Origin of the sequence: Halocatena salina, assembly GCF_023115355.1 — an archaeon.
In the GTDB taxonomy this organism is placed as follows: Archaea; Halobacteriota; Halobacteria; order Halobacteriales; family Haloarculaceae; genus Halocatena; species Halocatena salina.
This window is the reverse complement of sequence record NZ_CP096019.1, coordinates 1,408,845-1,427,204: the sequence shown is the minus strand read 5'-3', so window position 1 is coordinate 1,427,204 and position 18,360 is coordinate 1,408,845. Positions and strand designations below refer to the sequence as shown.

At 59.3% G+C, this 18,360-nt stretch carries 16 protein-coding genes, 2 tRNA genes and 1 pseudogene; 12 read left to right on the top strand and 7 right to left on the bottom strand.

Features of this window, described 5'->3' with window-relative positions; translation table 11 throughout:
- The first annotated feature begins 11 nt into the window (after window positions 1-11).
- Both MW046_RS07325 and MW046_RS07320 read left to right on the top strand, forming a co-directional pair.
- The gene (locus MW046_RS07325) at window positions 12-1,079 is read left to right on the top strand and encodes a M20 family metallopeptidase (RefSeq protein WP_247992480.1); all 1,068 of its coding nucleotides are present in this window, start codon (window positions 12-14) and stop codon (window positions 1,077-1,079) included.
- Between the two features lie 25 nt (window positions 1,080-1,104).
- Entirely contained in the window at window positions 1,105-2,598 is a 1,494-nt protein-coding gene (locus tag MW046_RS07320; RefSeq protein WP_247992479.1) for a carboxypeptidase M32, read from the top strand.
- 248 nt (window positions 2,599-2,846) lie between these two features.
- Here the strand turns inward: MW046_RS07320 and MW046_RS07315 are convergent, their stop codons facing one another.
- On the bottom strand, window positions 2,847-4,025 hold the full coding sequence (locus tag MW046_RS07315; RefSeq protein ID WP_247992478.1) for an inorganic phosphate transporter: 1,179 nt from the start codon (window positions 4,023-4,025) through the stop codon (window positions 2,847-2,849).
- Window positions 4,026-4,301: 276 nt separating this feature from the next.
- On the opposite strand from MW046_RS07315, the gene MW046_RS07310 reads away from it, so the two are divergent.
- From MW046_RS07310 to MW046_RS07295, 4 genes are all read left to right on the top strand, one after another.
- A complete protein-coding gene (locus tag MW046_RS07310; RefSeq protein ID WP_247992477.1) occupies window positions 4,302-5,486 on the top strand; it encodes a tryptophan--tRNA ligase in 1,185 nt (394 codons plus the stop codon).
- 295 nt (window positions 5,487-5,781) lie between these two features.
- Complete coding sequence (locus MW046_RS07305) at window positions 5,782-6,300, top strand: transcription factor (RefSeq protein WP_247992476.1); 519 nt, start codon at window positions 5,782-5,784, stop codon at window positions 6,298-6,300.
- A 3-nt stretch (window positions 6,301-6,303) separates the two neighbouring features.
- On the top strand, window positions 6,304-7,011 hold the full coding sequence (locus MW046_RS07300; protein WP_247992475.1) for a DUF2110 family protein: 708 nt from the start codon (window positions 6,304-6,306) through the stop codon (window positions 7,009-7,011).
- Window positions 7,008-7,769 (top strand): DUF5803 family protein, encoded by a 762-nt coding sequence (locus MW046_RS07295; RefSeq protein ID WP_247992474.1) that lies wholly within the window; start codon window positions 7,008-7,010, stop codon window positions 7,767-7,769. The genes MW046_RS07300 and MW046_RS07295 overlap by 4 nt, the downstream gene beginning before the upstream one ends.
- Window positions 7,770-7,880: 111 nt before the next feature.
- On the opposite strand, the gene MW046_RS07290 is transcribed toward MW046_RS07295, so the two are convergent.
- Together MW046_RS07290 and MW046_RS07285 are read right to left on the bottom strand one after the other, a co-directional pair.
- Window positions 7,881-7,952 (bottom strand) — tRNA-Thr (locus MW046_RS07290).
- A 50-nt stretch (window positions 7,953-8,002) separates the two neighbouring features.
- On the bottom strand, window positions 8,003-8,671 hold the full coding sequence (locus MW046_RS07285; protein ID WP_247992473.1) for a DUF7114 family protein: 669 nt from the start codon (window positions 8,669-8,671) through the stop codon (window positions 8,003-8,005).
- A 60-nt stretch (window positions 8,672-8,731) separates the two neighbouring features.
- Between MW046_RS07285 and MW046_RS07280 the strand changes: the two genes are divergently transcribed.
- Window positions 8,732-9,448 carry an enoyl-CoA hydratase/isomerase family protein gene (locus MW046_RS07280; RefSeq protein WP_247992472.1) on the top strand — a complete coding sequence of 239 codons (717 nt, stop codon included), beginning with the start codon at window positions 8,732-8,734 and terminating at the stop codon, window positions 9,446-9,448.
- A 10-nt stretch (window positions 9,449-9,458) separates the two neighbouring features.
- Here the strand turns inward: MW046_RS07280 and MW046_RS07275 are convergent, their stop codons facing one another.
- On the bottom strand, window positions 9,459-10,289 hold the full coding sequence (locus MW046_RS07275) for an NAD+ synthase (RefSeq protein ID WP_247992471.1): 831 nt from the start codon (window positions 10,287-10,289) through the stop codon (window positions 9,459-9,461).
- 250 nt (window positions 10,290-10,539) lie between these two features.
- On the opposite strand from MW046_RS07275, the gene MW046_RS07270 reads away from it, so the two are divergent.
- Together MW046_RS07270 and MW046_RS07265 are read left to right on the top strand one after the other, a co-directional pair.
- Window positions 10,540-10,610: transfer RNA gene (locus tag MW046_RS07270), tRNA-Gly, on the top strand.
- A 769-nt stretch (window positions 10,611-11,379) separates the two neighbouring features.
- A complete protein-coding gene (locus tag MW046_RS07265; RefSeq protein ID WP_247992470.1) occupies window positions 11,380-11,868 on the top strand; it encodes a hypothetical protein in 489 nt (162 codons plus the stop codon).
- Window positions 11,869-12,163: 295 nt separating this feature from the next.
- Here MW046_RS07265 and MW046_RS07260 read toward each other — a convergent pair whose 3' ends face one another.
- Together MW046_RS07260 and MW046_RS07255 are read right to left on the bottom strand one after the other, a co-directional pair.
- Window positions 12,164-13,252 (bottom strand): PQQ-dependent sugar dehydrogenase, encoded by a 1,089-nt coding sequence (locus MW046_RS07260; RefSeq protein ID WP_247992469.1) that lies wholly within the window; start codon window positions 13,250-13,252, stop codon window positions 12,164-12,166.
- Between the two features lie 239 nt (window positions 13,253-13,491).
- Window positions 13,492-14,391, bottom strand: coding sequence for an acyltransferase (locus MW046_RS07255; RefSeq protein WP_247992468.1), 900 nt, complete (start codon window positions 14,389-14,391; stop codon window positions 13,492-13,494).
- A gap of 156 nt (window positions 14,392-14,547) precedes the next feature.
- Between MW046_RS07255 and MW046_RS07250 the strand changes: the two genes are divergently transcribed.
- Window positions 14,548-15,600, top strand: coding sequence for an aldo/keto reductase (locus MW046_RS07250; RefSeq protein ID WP_247992467.1), 1,053 nt, complete (start codon window positions 14,548-14,550; stop codon window positions 15,598-15,600).
- Between the two features lie 27 nt (window positions 15,601-15,627).
- Window positions 15,628-16,027 (top strand): annotated as a pseudogene (locus MW046_RS19560) (RidA family protein).
- Window positions 16,028-16,031: 4 nt separating this feature from the next.
- On the opposite strand, the gene MW046_RS07235 reads toward MW046_RS19560, so the two are convergent.
- On the bottom strand, window positions 16,032-16,760 hold the full coding sequence (locus MW046_RS07235; protein ID WP_247992466.1) for a class I SAM-dependent methyltransferase: 729 nt from the start codon (window positions 16,758-16,760) through the stop codon (window positions 16,032-16,034).
- Window positions 16,761-17,082: 322 nt separating this feature from the next.
- On the opposite strand from MW046_RS07235, the gene icd reads away from it, so the two are divergent.
- The gene (gene icd / locus MW046_RS07230) at window positions 17,083-18,348 is read left to right on the top strand and encodes an isocitrate dehydrogenase (NADP(+)) (protein WP_247992465.1); all 1,266 of its coding nucleotides are present in this window, start codon (window positions 17,083-17,085) and stop codon (window positions 18,346-18,348) included.
- Window positions 18,349-18,360 lie beyond the last annotated feature (12 nt).

Below are 18,360 nucleotides of genomic sequence, written 5' to 3'. Positions count from 1 at the left end.
GTGAGTGTTCGATGACCGTTCGTGGGTTGGCTCGACAGCTCGTTTCCATTCCGAGCCACGACGATCCGACGGCGGCGGAGAGTGCCATCACGGAATGGCTCCAGTCGGAGACGGATGCCGTCGTCGAACGGACCGAGGCCGGTGTGATCGCCCGGCGCGACGGTGGCGGTCGGTGTGCACTTGTCGGTCACCACGACGTGGTCCCGCCCGCCGACGAACAGACCGACGACGGTGCGTATGTGGTTTCCGAACGCGGCGATCGGTTGTACGGTCGCGGCAGCGCTGACATGAAAGGGTCGCTTGCGGCCGCGTTGTGTGCGTTCCGAGACGCGGACAGTCCATGCACCATCGCCAGTTTCCGGGGGGAAGAACGGGGTGGAGTGGGTGCTCGACGCGCCATCGATGCGGGCTTTGCTCCCGACTACGCCGTCGTCGTCGAAGGATCGACCGGCTACTCCGCCACCGGCGTGACCGACGTGGCAATCGCCCACAAGGGGCGTCGAGCGAGCACGATTCACGCCCACGGAGCGGCGGCCCACGCGAGCGAACCCGAGAGCGGGACGAACGCGGTGTACCGGGCGGCAGACGCCATCGATGTGCTACAGGAGCTGTCACCGCCCGAGAGCGGAGTGCTCGGGCACGATCTGCGTGGCCGCCTCTGTGTGGCGGAGATCGAGGGCGGCAGCGCGTGGAACGTCGTTCCCGACTCCTGTACGATCACCGTCGACGAGCGGACTGTGCCCGGCGAGCGCGCCGATATCGGACGCGTGACGGAGATCGACGGCGTCGAGTGGGATGTCGAGCAGGATCTCCCGCCGATGGCGTGTGACGACGACGCGTTCGCTCAGGCCGTGCTCGATGCCGCCACCGAAGCTCAAACGGGTACCCCGGCGCTGGTAACGAAGCCCCACGCGACTGACGCCGGGTGGCTCGCCCAAGCCGGGACGACGTGCGTCGTCTGTGGCGCAGCCGAACCCGGCGAGGCCCACACCGACGACGAAAGCGTTTCCCTGCCGGTACTCGAACGCTGCTATCGGCTCTATCGGGATCTCCTCTCGCAGATTGAGGGTGGGGATTGATAGCCCCGGATGTCCTGTCATCGGTATGGCAGCCCAGTCCTACGACGAGTTCATCGACCATGTCAAACGCTTCTCGAACGTCGAACACGCGGTTCATATCCTCAACTGGGATCAGCAGGTGATGATGCCTGAGGGAGGAACGCCCGCCCGCTCCCAGCAGGTTTCGACGCTTTCGACGCTCCACCACGAGTTGCTCACCAGCGAGGAGACCGAAACGTATCTCTCGGCGTTGGAATCGTCGTCGCTGACCGACGAGCAATCGGCAGTCGTCAGGGAGATCAGACGCCAGTACGAACGCGCCGACCGGGTTCCGAGCGAACTGGTCGAGGAGATCGCCCACACCACGAGTTCGGCGCTTCCGGTGTGGAAAGAAGCCAAAGAGAACGACGATTTCGAGGCGTTCGCACCGACGCTCTCGAAGCTCGTCGATCTTAAGCGGGAGTACGCCGAACAGATCGATCCGGACGCGGATCCCTACGCCGTGCTGTTCGCGGAGTACGAGCCGTATCTCGGGTTGGACACCGCAGAGCGCGTTCTCGAACGGCTGCGAAATCGCCTTGTCGATCTCATCGAGTCGATCGAACAGAGCGATGTTGCACTCGAAACGGACGCCTTCTCGGGGACGTACCCCGCCGACGAACAGGAGGCGCTCTGTCGGTCGGCGCTGGATCGCCTCGGCTATCCATGGGAGCACGGACGGCTCGACACCGCACCCCATCCGTTCTCTACTGGATCACAGTTCGACGCGCGAGTGACGACGCGATTCACCGAGGACGACCCGATCGACGCACTCACCTCGACCATCCACGAGTTCGGCCACGCGATGTACACGCTCGGACTCCCCCGCGAACAGTACGGCACGCCGCTCGGACAGAACCGTAACCTTTCGGTTCACGAGTCCCAATCGCGGCTGTGGGAGAATCACGTCGGGCGCTCGCGTTCCTTCTGGGAGCAGTTCCTCCCAGCCGTCACGGAACGGTTCCCCGAAACGAGCGGTGTTTCTCCGCGTGCAGCCTATGAAGCCGCGAACCAAGTGTATCCTGACAATCTGATCCGCGTCGAGGCGGACGAGTTGACGTACCATCTCCACATCGTGCTCCGGTTTGAGATCGAACAGCAACTCATCCACGGAGAGATCGACGTCGAGGAGGTGCCGCACGTGTGGAACGAGAAGATGGAGGAGTATCTAGGCGTTCGACCCGACACTGACAGCGCTGGCTGTCTTCAGGACATTCATTGGACGCACGGCAGCTTCGGTTATTTCCCGACGTATTCGCTGGGAAGCGTGCTTGCAGCGCAGCTGTACGCCACAGCCACTCAGGAGATCGAAGCCCTAGACGAGCAGATCCAAAACGGCGAGTTCAGCGCGCTCCAGGAGTGGCTCACTGACAACGTGCATCAACACGGCCAGCGCTACACCACGCCCGATCTCATCGAACACGCGACCGGTGAACCGCTCACCGCTGACTACTTCCTCGACTACGCCGAGCGGAAATACGGTGCGCTGTACGAGTTGTAGGCCTGCCTCCCGAACGACGGCTGATCACACAGTAGCGCCTTGACAATACATGCCGTATGCTCAACGGGGCTTGTCCCGTTGTGGTGACTATGGATCGATTCGGAGACGATTCGGCGTGTCCTGTCTGTAAGCGATCGACCCCCACGAAGCGAACGTGGCACCCGACGTACCACCACGTGTGTGGGAGCTGTGGCGTGTTGTTCAACACGTTCGACAGCGGTGTCGAGCTTGCGACCAACACCACCCATTCACAGCAGCGCTTGAAGCACGATGTAGACACCATAGCTCCCAGCGATAGCGATCACTAACGACCCTATCCACGCTACCACGGTGTTGCGCATCTTCGCTTGGCTGACGCTGCTCGCTCCTCCAGCAGCGAATCCGCTTCCGATGATCGCACTGAGGATGATCTCGTTGAACGACACGGGGATTCCGTACAACACCGCGGTCTGTGCGAGCGCGAACGACGGCACGAGTGCGGCGATCGAACGCCGGGGACCGAGCGAGGAGTAATCCTGCGCGAGCGCTTTGATCATCCTGGGCGCACCCATCCACGAGCCGGCGAGCAATCCGATCCCTCCACCGATGAGCAACGTTACGAGCGTGATCGGAAGCACCTCGAGCAACGGAATCAGCGGTCCGACGGCCAGACCGACTTGGCTTGCACCTGCGGAGAACGCAACGAGTCCTCCGAGCACCAACAGGAAATGACGCAGGCCGCGGTCCGCATCGGTCATGTCCCACGCGAGCAACGCGGCGACGACCGCGCCGATCCCGACCGTGATCACCACCGAGGCGACTCCCTCACTCAGCCTCGACAGCACTGGCCAGTGCGTGCCCGCTGTGGCGAACGATCGTCCACCCAAAAAGACGAACGACATGTTCGCGATGATCGCTCCAACCACCCCCCCGAGCACCGGCACGCTCACGCGTTCGGGAATGCGTTCGTGGCGCAACAGTCGAGCCGTCACGTACGCGATGGCGCTTCCCACGAACGGCACGAGCACCCACATGGCTCCGATCTCTCGGTAGGTCTCCCACGCGGGGAGTCCACCCATCGCCAATCCGACGCCGATCACCGCACCCGTCGCCGTAAATCCCGTCGGAATCGGATACCCCGTGAAGATCCCGATCGAAACGAGCAGCGCCGCCACGAACAACCCGACCGCGATCGCGCCGGGAGACAGCGTTACCCCCCGGATCAGTCCCGTACCGACCGTCCCCGCAACGTTCGCCCCCTGAAATACCGCCCCCGCGAATCCGAGGATCCCGACGAGAAATCCAGCTCTCATCACGGAGATGACGTTTGCCCCTGCTGCCGGGGCAAAGGGTGTCGACCCGCTCGACCCAGCTCCGATCGTCCACGCCATGAACAGGCTGGCGACCGACGCGACCACGATGATCCCCAGAAACCCCACAGTAACCATTGTCGCCTCTTCCGGGTGATCCGTTAAATAAACCACGGCGTTGTCTCATCGACCGTTACCCGTATTACGTTCCCGTCCCAACTACTACCGATGACAGCCACTTTCCGAGCGGTCTGCCTGCTGTCACAACTGGGCTGGCGGTGGCAGTGGCATCGCTCGGAAAGTGGATAGTGTCGGATTGACCCTCGTGGGAGACCCCCACCCGGGACGGTCGCGATGCTCCCTCGCTTTCTCGTCTGTATCGATCGCCGAGTGACAACACAGATACATCATCGTATGACAGACGACGGATTCACTGTGACACCGTACACGGTGTCCGGTGAGATCGACTACGAGAACGTACTTGAACAGTTCGGAGCCGACCGGCTCACGGACGAACAGATCGCACGGTTTCCCACACCAGTCCATCCGCTCGTGCGACGGCGGGTGTTTTACGCCGGGCGCGACGTGGATCGGTTTCTGAGCGCAGCCACCGCCGGTGAACGCCACTCGATCGTCACCGGACGGGGTCCTTCTGGAGCGATGCATCTGGGACACATCATCCCGTTGTACTTCGCCAAACACCTCCAACAGCAGACGAACGCACTGGTGTACCTCCCGTTTTCCGACGACGAAAAGTATTTCGTCACGGACAACTCTCTCGAGGAGATCGGCGCCCAAACCCGCGAGAACCTCCGTGATCTGCTTGCGGTCGGCTTCGATCCAGACCGGACGCGCATCATCGTCGACACGGCCGACGCCGATGTCATCTATCCGCTCGCCGCCGCGTTCGCTCCGTCGGTGACCGGATCGACGTTCGAGGCGGCGTACGGTCAGCCGAAAAACATCGGCCACGCCTTCTATCCCGCGGTTCAGGCCGCTCACCTCTTGCTTCCGCAACTCGTCGAAGGTCGCCATCCGACGCTCGTTCCGATCGGCGTCGATCAGGACCCCCACGTGAGAGTGTGCCGGGACATCGCGGCCAAACGGCGCTACGACGTCGACAAGCCCGGCGCGTTGCTCTCGAAATTCCTCCCGAGTCTCGACGGTCCCGGGAAGATGAGTTCGAGTAGTAACTCCGGGACCACTCCCACCATCTACCTCTCCGACGACCGCGAGACCGTCTTCGAGAAGATCCACACCCACGCCTACTCCGGTGGCCAACCCACCGTCGACGAACACCGAAAACACGGCGGCGATCCCCAAGCGGACGTTTCCTACCAACTCTTGCATTCGTTTTTCGAAGCGGATGACGACCGGCTAGATCGGATCGAACGCGAGTACCGGAATGGAGCACTACTGAGCGGCGAACTCAAAGAGATGGCCGCTGATGCGATCGCGTCGTTTCTGGATGCACACCAACGCCGCCGCCGACGGTTGGACTCCCTCGAAACCGAACTCCGACGGTACCGACTCACCGAGCACGAACGGGAGCACGCCCGCCGTCGAGTAGGACACTCTACATTTAAAACCATGATTTGACAAGCACCACACACAGGGTGATCCCCTCCCAACGCATAAATGCCGGATCGAAGACGAACGCTTGGCTTGTGTTGAAGCAGTGTCGCACGTGGTTGTTCGACATCGTGTGTTCCGGTATCCGTCTCCCGCCTCCGTGTCGATCCCGGATCTCCCCCGTTCCGGGATCGAAACCGGTCTGCGGCCATTTCCAACCCCCCATTCTTGTACACCCCCAATTTCTGTCTTGCCACATTACCTTCGAGTTCGAGCCACTGGAGCGGAAGATTTACCAGAATCAGTGGCACATATTCCCGTAATGGCTTTCGAGGAGCTACTAAACGATCCCGTCATCCAAAAATATCTGCACGAGCTTGTTGGCCCGACAGGGATGCCGGTTGCTGCTGCCCCTCCTGACGGCGAAGTGACCGACGAGGAGCTAGCAGAGGAACTCGGATTGGAACTGAACGATGTACGACGGGCGTTGTTCATCTTGTATGAGAACGATCTAGCGAGCTATCGTCGGCTTCGGGACGAAGACTCGGGTTGGCTTACGTATCTCTGGACGTTTCATTACGAAAACGTGCCCGAGCAGCTCGAAGACGAGATGTATCGACTCCTCGACGCGCTCGAAGAACGGCGTGAGTACGAGACCAACCACGAGTTCTATCTCTGTCCGGAAGAATCACTTCGCTTCGAGTTCGAGGAAGCGATCGAGTTCGGATTCGAATGTCCCCAATGTGGGGCTGAACTGGAGCCGATGAACAACGACGCCCTCGTTACTTCCATGGACGAACGTATTACACAGCTCCGTTCGGAACTCAACGTGGAAGCATAAGGGATGGTCGTTCTCGCAACCAAACTGTACGTTGATGGAACTGCCCGGGATCGAGCTATCGACTCGTTGCGCTCGCTGATCGAAAACGACATCGGAGGCGTTGATGTGGAGTGGTCGGTGGGTGTCCGTTCCGATGGGTTCCCCTCCGTCACGGTTGATGGACCTGATGCGGTCATTGCGCGCAACATCTTACGCGATCAGTGGGGGACGATCACACCGTCGTTCGAAGCCGGCACCGAGTACGTCGGAACGCTCACTGCGTGGGATGAGGACGGGCTCACGCTTGATGTCGGCGACAGTGCTGGCGCGGACTCGGAGCTGGCAATCGATGCGGACGGGCACGTACGGATCCCGACCGACCAGCTCGGTCTCGGTCCTGGAACGGCCGCTGAGATCCGCACCCGGTTCGGGTTGGTCCAGCATCTTCCCCTCCGATTCATCCCCGGCGATCCGCCTCGCTTGGCCGATACAGAACGCGATCGACTGTACGACTGGACCCGAGGGGCGGGGCGCGTGAACGTCAACAGTGCGACGCGGGCGGAAGTGCGCGCCACGGTGAACCGCGCAGGCCACGCCGACGACATCGTCACCGTCGAACGGCTCGGACTCCTCGAACAGAGCATCGTCTGTCAGGAGCACACCGATCCGCCGGGGTTGCTCGCGGCCATCGGTCGCCATCTCCCCGCGGAACTGTTATGTGTTTTACCATGAAACGCCATCTCGCTATCGTTTCTCTGGTGGTGCTGAGCATGGGTGCGGGCTGTATGGGGATGACCTCTCCAGATCTCGGGTTCGGGCTGGGAGTCGGTGATCAGGACCAGACGAACACCACGTACGACTGGAACACGAGCACCAACGCGACACTCACCTTACAATCCGACAAGTATCAGTCAGTGTATGAGCTCGGGAACGATAAGCTCGAACTGTACACACACGGTCCTGTCGGTAGTGAACGGGCGCTTGACGTTCGAGCCGTCAAATATCGCTATCCCAACGAGACAGTCGTTACGACCGACCACTCCGACTTATCGGTCGACAAATCGAACAGTCGGACCGTCATTCAGGCACCTAGTGACGACGGTCAGATCGCTTTTGTCACCGACAAACGCCCCAAATCGGTCACGACACCGGTGTTCTTAGAATCGGACGATCCCTCCTATGAGATCGTTCTCCCGCCGAACATGGATATCGACGTGCCCATCCTTGGCACCGCAAGCCCCGGAGGATACGAGACAAACACCGAGGACGGCCGCGTTCACATCGTCTGGGACGCTGTCAGTGGCAGTTCCGTTTCAGTCCAGTACTATCTCGTCCGTGATCTGTACATCTTCGGTGCAGTTCTCGGAATCGGACTCCTCGGTGGTCTGGCTGGCGTCGGCTACTACCTCCTCCAGATCCGGCAGCTCAAGCAGCTACGACAACGGATCGAGGTCGATGCGGATATCGACACCGGGAACGACCAGCAGTGATCTAACTCTGATTTACATATCGTGTTTGATAGACTACAAAAAGTCATATGTGGACGAATCAGTCGACTACCGCCGCTCTTCGAAAAGCAACAAACCGAACCCGTTCAGAAAAGCCTAGGCCGGGATTTGAACCCGGGCTCTCGTCCTTACCAAGGACGCGCTTTACCGCTAAGCTACCCAGGCCCGTCGGGTGTATATTCATTTATTCGTGATCTATCTTTAGGCGTTTCGATTCACGAGTCAACATAGGCACTGGCGACGGATTGGGTGAGTCGATCGGCGACGGACGGTGAAAGGAACGCTTCCGGGGCTGGAAAGCCTGCCCCATCGCAGGTCTCTACGAGATCCTTGGCAACGGTTTGGAGATCACCGGTCGTCTCCTCGCTGTCGGCCACGACTGTGCCGGTGGTCAACGCGAGTTCGAGGACGTCACGTTTGAGCTGTTGCTCTGCGGTCGACGTGTTTGGTTCGAACTCCCCCTCGGTCTCGGGATCGTGTCTGTGTTCGTCGGCCTGGTGTTGCCCGAACGACCGCACCACGTCGACGGCGGTCGACGCTGCGTTGGTGTGAGCGAGGAGGTAAAACCCCCGTGCGACGAGCACGTCGGCGACGAGGATGTGCATGTTCGCGTTTTCACGCTCCTCTTCGCCGTCGTTCCACGGCTCGTTGTGGGCCAGTTGGCGGGTGAGGCGGAGACCGTTGTAGATGAGCTGTACACCGGCGGCAGGCTGTTTGAGTCCATCGTGGGAGTCAGAACGAATCCGTGCAGTGAGCAGTGTCAATACTCCCGGAGTCAACGACGTGGAATCGATGAACGCTAACAGGGCATTCCGTAGGCGCGCAGGCTCGATGTCCTCGACGGTCGCCCGCGCGGCTCGGCGCACGGCAGCGGCTTCGTCCATCACTCGGTTGTTAACTCGCAACTGGCAAAGACCTTTGGAAACCGCCCCCCACTTGAACTCGTGATACGGACGACCGACGACGAGACCGTTCGAACTGTCACCATCGATCGACCGGAACGACGCAATGCTCTCACTCCGGCAGCGCTTGAGGCGCTCGAAACGGCTGTGACCGAAGTTGATGCCCACGTCATCGAGCTTCGAGGAGCTGGCTCCGCGTTCTGTGCTGGCGCGGATCTCGACGTCGTCGCCGATCTCGCTGCCGACGCCGCGGCGGGCACCACCGATCCGGCAGCAGCGTTTGCACGTCTCGGACAACGGGTCGCACGAGCCATCGAAACGAGTGATGCGGTCGTCGTCGCCGGAATCGATGGTGCTGTTCGAGGCGGTGGGCTAGAGCTCGCGCTCGCCTGTGACGTTCGGGTCGCAACGCCTGCTGCGTCGTTCGCAGAGCCAGGTGTGACGTTCGGGCTGTTCGGGGCGTGGGGAGGAACGCACCGGCTCACGGCGACTGTCGGTCGGAGCCACGCGCGTGACATTGCTCTCTCTGGACGGGTCCTCGACGCCGAGCAAGCGCTCGAAATGGGGCTGGTCTCGCGTATCGTCGACACCCCTCGGTCGGTCGTCGAGGAAATCGCTGACTGCGACCGTGAGACACTCATACGCCTCAAATCACTCATGGGCACCGCAGGCATTGCCGATCGGACGACCCAAGAAGACCGGGAAGCCCACGCGTTCGCGGCGCTCGTCGATGCCCACGCTAATACCCTCCGATCGTGACCGTGTCAGATCAGAGATCCAATTCCTCAGGCACGGGTGGTAGCCGTCGCTTGTGGGCGCTCTGTTCGTACAGCTCTACGACGCGATCGATCGCGCTTTGATCGACGCCGAGTGTCTCGGCGGTCGCTCGCCCCGACAACGGACCGTCGACGTGTAAGATGAGCACTGCGTCGAGCAGGTCGTAGGTGATGCCCATCTCCTCGGCGTCTGTTTGGCCCTGCCACATCTCCGCGCTCGGGGGCTTCTCGATGATCGAATCATGCACGCCAACGTGGCGCGAGAGCTGTCGTACTTGGTGTTTATAGAGGTTTCCGATCGGGTTGCAATCGACGGCCTGATCGCCGTATTTAGTGAAATAGCCCGTAAGCGACTCGCTCCTGTTGCCAGTTCCGAGCACGATGGCGTTTTCGGTGTTCGCCACGAAGTAGTTGAGGACCGCACGCGTTCGAACGCGGACGTTGCCGGCTGCTGTCTGCGTGTCGGCCCCGTCGGGATAGGCGTCGAAAAACGCCGAGACGATCGGCTCGATCTCGATCACGTCGTACTCGATCCCGAGCCGTTGGGCCGCTTTTTCGGCGGTGCTCATGCTCTCTTCTGGATTTGTCGTACTCGGTAGAATCAGCCCATGGACCTTGTCCGCACCGAGCGCTTCGACAGCGAGCCGAGCAGTGAGCGTACTGTCGATGCCGCCCGACAGTCCGATCACGGCGCTCTCAGCACCGGCGTCGTCGACGATCGACGCGATGAACGACGTGATCCGCTCGCGGTGGGCCTCTAGCTCTGCATCGGTGAGCTGTACTTCCATCGGGATCTCTTCGGGAAGCGCCGTTACGTCTTGCATATCGGAACGATGGCAGCCGACGACTAATAGCTGCCCGGCCGGGGTCCGAGGGCGAACGGTTGTCCGGTTATCACCGTTCGATTACCGATTCACGGAATTCCACACATATGCCTGCCCGATCTCCGTTACGTCCCCGGCCTCGATGAACTCATCGTCTGTGAAGCTCCGTCTCATTAGATAACCATCCCGACGGTATCGATGAGTCGCTACGTTCAAGTAGAGCGGGAAAGAACCCAAACATAGACGACGCGCGCCGGTGGTCTAGTGGTAGGACATGAGCTTCCCAAGCTCATAGCCCGGGTTCAATTCCCGGTCGGCGCAGTGCGCGAATTTCGATCGAATGAGCAGTTGGGAATTGAATGACAGCAGTCGCAGCGCGAACGGATGTTAACAACTGTCTGGTGGTGGTTCGATTCCTATCGGTCCAATGGCCACACATCTCCCTATCTGTCAATGAATATTGCTTTCATTATATAAAACAAGTTTCCCTGTGTCAATTTCAGCGTGTCTTTCATCTATTCCGCTCGTAACCGTGGCACTTCGGGAACAGGAGTTTTCTATAGGTTCATTTTTGCAGTTGGACTTGACTATTTGATACAGCAAATCTGCCCACACTCCTAGCAGCTCACTTCTGATAAATAAAATCATATGAGGTAAATAATAACAGACATATAAGTGTGTGGGGGGTATTCTGCGTAGTGTGATCGATTAACGAAACACGATCGTCGATACGGTATGTAGCACCGGCGTCTTGGAATGGGTTGGTGGTGTTTTCACTCCCGACCCGATCGACAACGCTGCTGGCAAACGTGATAACATCATCACATAAAACCGAAAGTCCTCTTGTGGGGCTGACTTGGACGACGAACGGGTGGGACACGTCGGGGCCTATGAATCGGCTCGGCCGACAGCGTTCGTGATGGTGGACAGCCGGTGCAGTGTACGCCACCAACGGATAGCGATACAGAGGCATCTCCAACGAACTGACGAAATGAGACAGCACCAATGAAGCAGAAGGGCAAACGTGAGCGGACGACACGAACAGCGTTCAAACTACACAGCGGCTCCATCATACGATCGGGTGATTAGAATGAGTGACAGAATGCAGCTTGGCGGTGAGAATTACGGTGATCGACGTGTGCAGTGTCCTCACTGCGATCGTGGATTCGATCCCCAGCAAGCATATCGGATTACCGTTCATGAGTCTACTGCCGACTACACCTGTCCGTGGTGCCAACAGACGGTGTCTGCTGATCCGCCGCTCGGAATGATCGAGCGGCCACCGGGGATCGTCAGCAAATCCTGTACGACCGACGACGCGGGACTGCTCACTGCTCGGTTGTTCTTCGAGGGCGGTGCATGGCTCCAGTTTCGAGAGACGGACGATGGGTGGGTCCGTGAGGAAATGTTCACGCCCGAGGGTAAGGAGTACGAATCCTTCGCCACGGAGTTCGATCGAGAGAAGTGTGAGCATCCTACCGACTACCTCCACGAAGAAGCGAACCGATACGTCACCTACACGAAAGCAGGACTACGAATTCAACGTCCTCACATCGCAGCAGTCCTCTTGGATGGCTAGTCCACTGAAACGAACTGCCGACAGCCAACCAGTTTGGTGATATCAGCCACACGTATGAAATAATATTATATGAAATTGAAATTCAAAACCATTTTAAAATATGACTTCGATTGTTCGATTGAGCATGGGTGTCTACCCATCTCATGTTTGCGGACGTCCCCCATCCATTTCAGTGTCCGTGATGGGGTGTTCGTCCTCCGGTAGGATAGCTGCCGTTTTCGGTTTCAGCCTTGGTGATCTCCGCCGTTCAGGTGACAGTTCTCAATCATATTGTCTTTTCGGTACGTTTCGATAGTCAGACAGAACGGAGTTTGAGTATCTTGTCGTCGCCTGAGTTCGGCGTGCCACGTCCATCTCGGTTGCTCGTCGTCACGTACAGGTGGTCCTCGGGTCCAGTGAAGGTGGTTCGGAGTCGACCGTATTTGCCGTCATAGAACTTCTCGTCCTCGGTAACGGTGCCGTTTTGGATCCGTATTCGCCGGAGATGTGTTCCAGCGAGCGTTCCGACGAAGAGATCACCTTGCCAGTGTTCGATCGGTCCATCGTAGAACACGCCGCCACCAGGAGCGATGATTTCCTCATACGTGGTAACGGGATCGGTGAACTCCTCGGTATCGCTGGGGCCTGTGACCTCGGGCCAGCCGTAGTTTGCTCCCGGTTCTAGCTGATTGATTTCGTCGTCGCTGTCCGGTCCGTGTTCGATCGCGTACATCGTCCCATTCCGGGCGGCAAGTCCCTCGGGATTCCGGTGCCCGTAGGTGAACACGGCGTTTCCAAAGGGGTTGTCCGGATGTGGTCGTCCGTCGAGCGTCAGCCGAAGAACCTTACCGTTCAACAGCTGCGGATTCTGTGCGTCCTCGGCGTGGGAAGCATCCCCGGTCGTGGCGAATAGGGCTTCGTCGTGCACGAACAGTCGGCCCCCATCGTGGATCCTTCCACCGGGAATACCGTCGAGCACGGGCTCGCGGTCCCATCCGTTTGCAACGTCGTGTCGAACGATTCGGTTTTTCCGTTCGTTTGCCCCGTAGGTCTGGTAGGTGAACGCCACATCGGAATTCGTAGGATGAAAGGCGAGTCCCAGCAGTCCTCCCTCGCCACCGGTCGTCGTGTTTCCGGTAAAATCCGCGACGACCTCGCTTTCACCGCTGTTTACGCGCACGACTCGTCCCGGTCGTTCGGTCACGTACAGCGTATCTCCGCGGTAGGCAACACCCCACGGTACTTCGAGGTTCTCGACGACGGTTTCGACACTGACGGTCTCTGTGGAATTCCGGGTACCGTTTCCCTTCGTCGATGTGGACGGCTCGGAGGTGTCGTCGTGTCCCATACATCCCGCCGCCGCGACGGCGATCGCCACCCCATGGAGATACGTCCGGCGTTTCATCGACTGACGATTACTCGGACTGGTGGTAAAGGTTCGGACCGTTCGACTCGTACAGCAAGTGCTACGCGTACTTCACAGGAAATTGGGAATCACCGCATCCAGCAATGATCATCTGTAGAGATTCGTTGTCTGATCGGTTTTCGAGCGCCTGCATTCAGCTAACGTCGACAGAACAATCGCTAAGCGGCGACATCGGTGCATCGGCTGGGTTTCTGCACCCGAGAAGGTCATGTCCCGGACTACTCTCCGGGCGGTTGTAAATCACGTTCGAACTCGTCAAAGACGGTGATGTCATCCGGAACTTCCGTGGGTATGGTTCGTTCTTCGCGGTTGTCCGGTGTTTCACCGACCGGTTTGGCGACATCCTCCCAACCGGATTTGACGCCGATGCTCTTTGCAGGCGTTCCCGCCGCAATGTGGTGGTCAGGGATGTCACGCTGTGCGATGCTTTTCGCCGCAAGTATGGCGTTCTCGCCGACCCGAACCCCCGCCCGAACCAACGAGTCGTAGGTGATGCGGGCGTCGTCTTCGATGATCGTGTGGTAGTTCGAGACCTCGGTCTGGTCGGCTACATCGTGATCGTGTGAGTAAACGTGAGCGTCATCGGAGATGCTCACTCGCTCACCGATACTGAGCTTACCCCGGTCGTCGAGGTGGACGTCGTCGTGAATGACTGTGTTGTTTCCCATCGAAATGTTGTGCCCATAGGAAAATGTAACCCCTTTAAATATTCTGAGGTTATCCCCCGCCTCTTCAAAGAGGTGGTTTGCGAGCATCTGCCGGAACCGAAGCGCGAATTCGATGTTGTCAGCCATCGGCGTGGCGTCGAACTGTCGCCAGAGCCATTGGAGATGTTTCGACCGCTCGAACGCCTTTTCGTCTTTTTCCGCGTAGTATTCGCTTTCAAGCGTCGAGTTACACGGGTCGTACCCCTGTAACCGAACGCGGGTCGCAGGAGAGACCGATTCGCCCGACTGCCAGCGTTCGTAGGCCTGCCGATCCCCATACAGATCAATAAGAACGTCTTTGACGACATCACAGGTGTCTTCCGGGCCTGCTAATCGTTCGTCGACTTCGTTGATGAACTCCCGCAACCCCTCTTCGGCTCCCATCGGAAGCGACACGTGACGTTTCGTCATGGCCCGCTCTTTGGGTGGCTGGGACATAGGAGTTTCCGTCGTGGTACCATTTTCATATGACTATCATATCGTCGTACCGTTCCGTCGTCATCGGTCGTTTTGGCAGGTTATCGCACGGATCGCGTTCGATAAGTGAGCGCACGCGTTAGTTGAGGTATGCACTACCGAACGCTCGGTACCAGCGGTATCGAGGTCAGCGAGGTCGGGTTTGGCGCATGGGTCATCGGCACCGACTGGTGGGGCGACCGGTCCGAGGAGCAGGCGATCGAGATGGTTACCCACGCCGTCGACCAGGGGATCACGTTTTTCGACACGGGGGACGTGTACGGTCACGGTGACAGCGAGCGGTTGATCGGGCGTGCACTCGCGGATGTTCGTGATGAGATCACGCTCGGGACGAAAGTCGGCTACGACTTCTATAATAATCCCCAAGCCGGCCACGGCGAACTCCCAAAGGATCTCTCGCCGGAGTATCTCCGTACTGCCGTCGATCGGTCGCTTGATCGCTTGGGTGTCGACCACGTCGAGTTGCTCCAGCTTCACAACGCGAACGTGGGCGAGATCACGCCCGACGTGCTCGAAACGCTCGATGAACTCCGGGAGGAAGGACGGGTCAGTGCTGTCGGCTTGGCGCTCGGTCCCTCGATCGGATGGCTCGCGGAAGGCGAACGCGCGGTCGAAGCGGAGTTCGACGCCGTCCAAACCGTGTTCAACGTTTTCGAGCAGGTTCCGGGACAGCATTTCATCGATACGATCCGTGACCAGCACGCGGACACGAGCCTCATCCCTCGTGTTCCCCACTCCTCGGGGCTACTCAACGAACAGGTCACACCCGACACCGAACTCGCCGAGGGCGACCACCGCGCGTACCGCCCCGACGAATGGTACGAAACTGGCTGGGAGAAGGTCGACGCGCTCCGGTTCCTCGAACGCGATGGGGAACGAACGATGGGCCAAGCCGCCATCCAGTGGCTTCTCAGCCACGACGAGGTCGCCACGGTCACGCCCACGTTCCGTACCACCGCGGACATCGACGAGTGGGCTGCCGCATCCGAGACGCCCCCGCTCTCTCCCGAAGAAACCGAACGGGTCCGTGGGCTTGCAGAAACCAACTTCAACGTTTCGCGCGACGACGGTATGGACAGCCTCCGATCGTCCGTCGGTGGGGAGGATCTCGAAGACATCGAGAAAGGGTACGCCGGGAGCTAGGTGCTTTGGTTCATGGATCGCTCGAGTATGCACCGACGAACCGTATTGAGCGGAACGGAGTGGGAAGAGCAAGTCGGCTACTCGCGGGCTACGCGCGTCGGAACCGTCGTCCACGTGGCTGGGACGACCGCGACGGACGAAGACGGTACCCCGATCGATGGTACCCATACGAGCAGACCGTTCACGTCCTCGACCAGATAGCGGAGACGCTTGCAGAGGCGGGCGCGAGCATCGAGGACGTGACCCGGACCCGACTGTTCGTCATCGATATTGATGACTGGGAAGAGATCGGTCGGGCACACCGGGCGGTGTGCGCGGAAATCCGGCCGGCCACGTCGATGGTCCAGTCCAGCGGCTCATCGATCCGCGCCTGTGCGTCGAGATCGAAGCGGACGCGGTCGTTCCCGAGTCGTCAGGTCCGCAGTAGTGGGTCAGGATTTCGTCAGCGCGGCCTGATAATGCGGGTCGTCCAAATCCGACGATCCTCCGAGTTCGGCGATACGCCACCCGGTGCCGACGACAGCTTCTCGCAACCGATCGGGACTGAACAGGCGGAACAGCAGTGGCTCGTCCCTCTGCCCCTCGTACTCGAACTGTATCACGCGGTAGGCGAGACCGGGCGTCGGATCCGACCGGTAGCCCAACAGCTCCGATGGTTCCACCCGGTCGGGATCGATGCCGTGGAGTACGACGGTCCCACCGCCGTCCGTAACGTACGCGAGATCGCCGAGAAACCGCCGAAGGCCCTGCATCGACCGCGCTAATCCGATCTGAGTGCCGTAGACGAGCACGGACTCGAATCGATCCCTATCGAACGTTTCTCGCAAGGTGAACATATCGACCGTTCGGGCGTCGGTCACGCCGCGCTCGCGCATCGTCTCCACGAGATAGTTGCTCACGTCGATCGCAACCGTCTCGAACTGCTGTTGGAAATACAGGCTGTCACGTCCAGCACCGGCTCCGATATCGAGAAGCGGTCCCGAAAGCCACGAGTCCAGAAACACACCCCGAGCGCTGTCTGGATCGTACGGCTCGAAGTAGAACGACTCGATCGGATGCTCTCGCGTCTCGTTCCCACCATGCTGGAGCAACGGCTCCGCCCGCTCTCCCCGGTGGTAGTCATAGATCGCACGACCGAACTGATCCGAATCATCACACATACTCTCATATCACCAGTGGAATCATAAATATTCCATCTATGTGTGATGTTAACGATGAATAATCGATCGATCGTCCGGTTCGAATGAACAGCTATGTCGGAAATAACGGCTCACATTTCTCGGATCATGACTGCGTTACGTTGAGATGTGATGATGACACGACCTCGAATTTTCATCGCACTTTAAACTCGTAGTGAGTTGACGAGCGATGAGCGGCGCGTAATCGATGAATACAAACGCTGAACCGATTGTTCCTCATCGTTCATCCAAGTTAGTGGGGTAATAACGGCAGAATTTTTAGCCTGACGACGGAAGTTTTGGTATGGCTTCCGTTTACGATAGCGTTGAAGTGCCAGAGGATGGTGCGGCTATCGAGGTGGTAGACGCCGAATCGGACGACCTCGAGGTCCCTGACAATCCGATCATCCCGATCATTTACGGGGATGGAATCGGAACGGACGTCGGTCCGGCTGCCCAGACCGTACTCCAGGCCGCTGCGGAGGCGACGGGACGAGAGATCAACTGGATGCGTGTGTTCGCTGGCGAGTCCGCCCGCGAAAAATACGACGAAAACCTGCCGGAAGATACGATCAACGCGATGAAGGAGTTCAAGGTCTCGATCAAGGGACCGCTGACGACGCCGGTCGGTGCGGGCTTTCGAAGCCTGAACGTCGCGTTGCGCAAGCGCCTCGATCTGTACACGAACATGCGTCCCACGTTCCATCTCGACGGCGTTCCCTCCCCAGTGTCTAGACCGGATCAGATGGACATGGTGACGTTCCGGGAGAACACCGAAGACGTGTACGCGGGCATCGAGTGGGAGGCCGGAACCGAGGAGGTCGAACAGGTTCGAGAGTTCATCGAACAGGAGATGGGGTACGACGAAACCATTCACGACGGACCGGTCGGGATCGGGATCAAACCGATCTCGGAGTTCGGCACCAAACGACTGGTCCGCAAGGCGATCGACTACGCCCTCGAACACGATCGGGACTCGGTGACGCTCGTCCACAAGGGCAACATCATGAAGTTCACCGAAGGAACGTTCCGCGACTGGGGGTATGAGGTCGCAGAAGAGTACGGCGAGGAGGTCATCACTGAAGACACGCTCTGGGAGGAGCGCGACGGCGAGCCACCGGAGGATGCGGTCGTGGTCAACGATCGCATCGCAGACAACATGCTTCAGCAGATCCTCACCCGCACCCCACAGTACGACGTGCTCGCCATGCCGAACCTCAATGGGGACTACCTCTCGGACGCGTGTGGCGCACAGATCGGCGGTCTCGGCATCGCTCCCGGGGCGAACATCGGTGACGGCCTGTTCCTCGCTGAACCCGTTCACGGGTCGGCACCCAAATACGCTGGGCAGGACAAGGTCAACCCCACAGCCATGATCCTCTCGGGGCGCATCATGCTCGAATACATGGGTTGGGACGACGCTGCCGACCTCATCCGTAACGCGCTCGAAGAAACGATCACCTCGAAACAAGTCACCTACGACATCGAACGGCAGATCAGCGGCGGCACCAAACTCTCTACTAGCGACTTCGCTGGCAAAGTCGCGGACACGATCTACGACCTCGCCTAACGCTATCGCTCA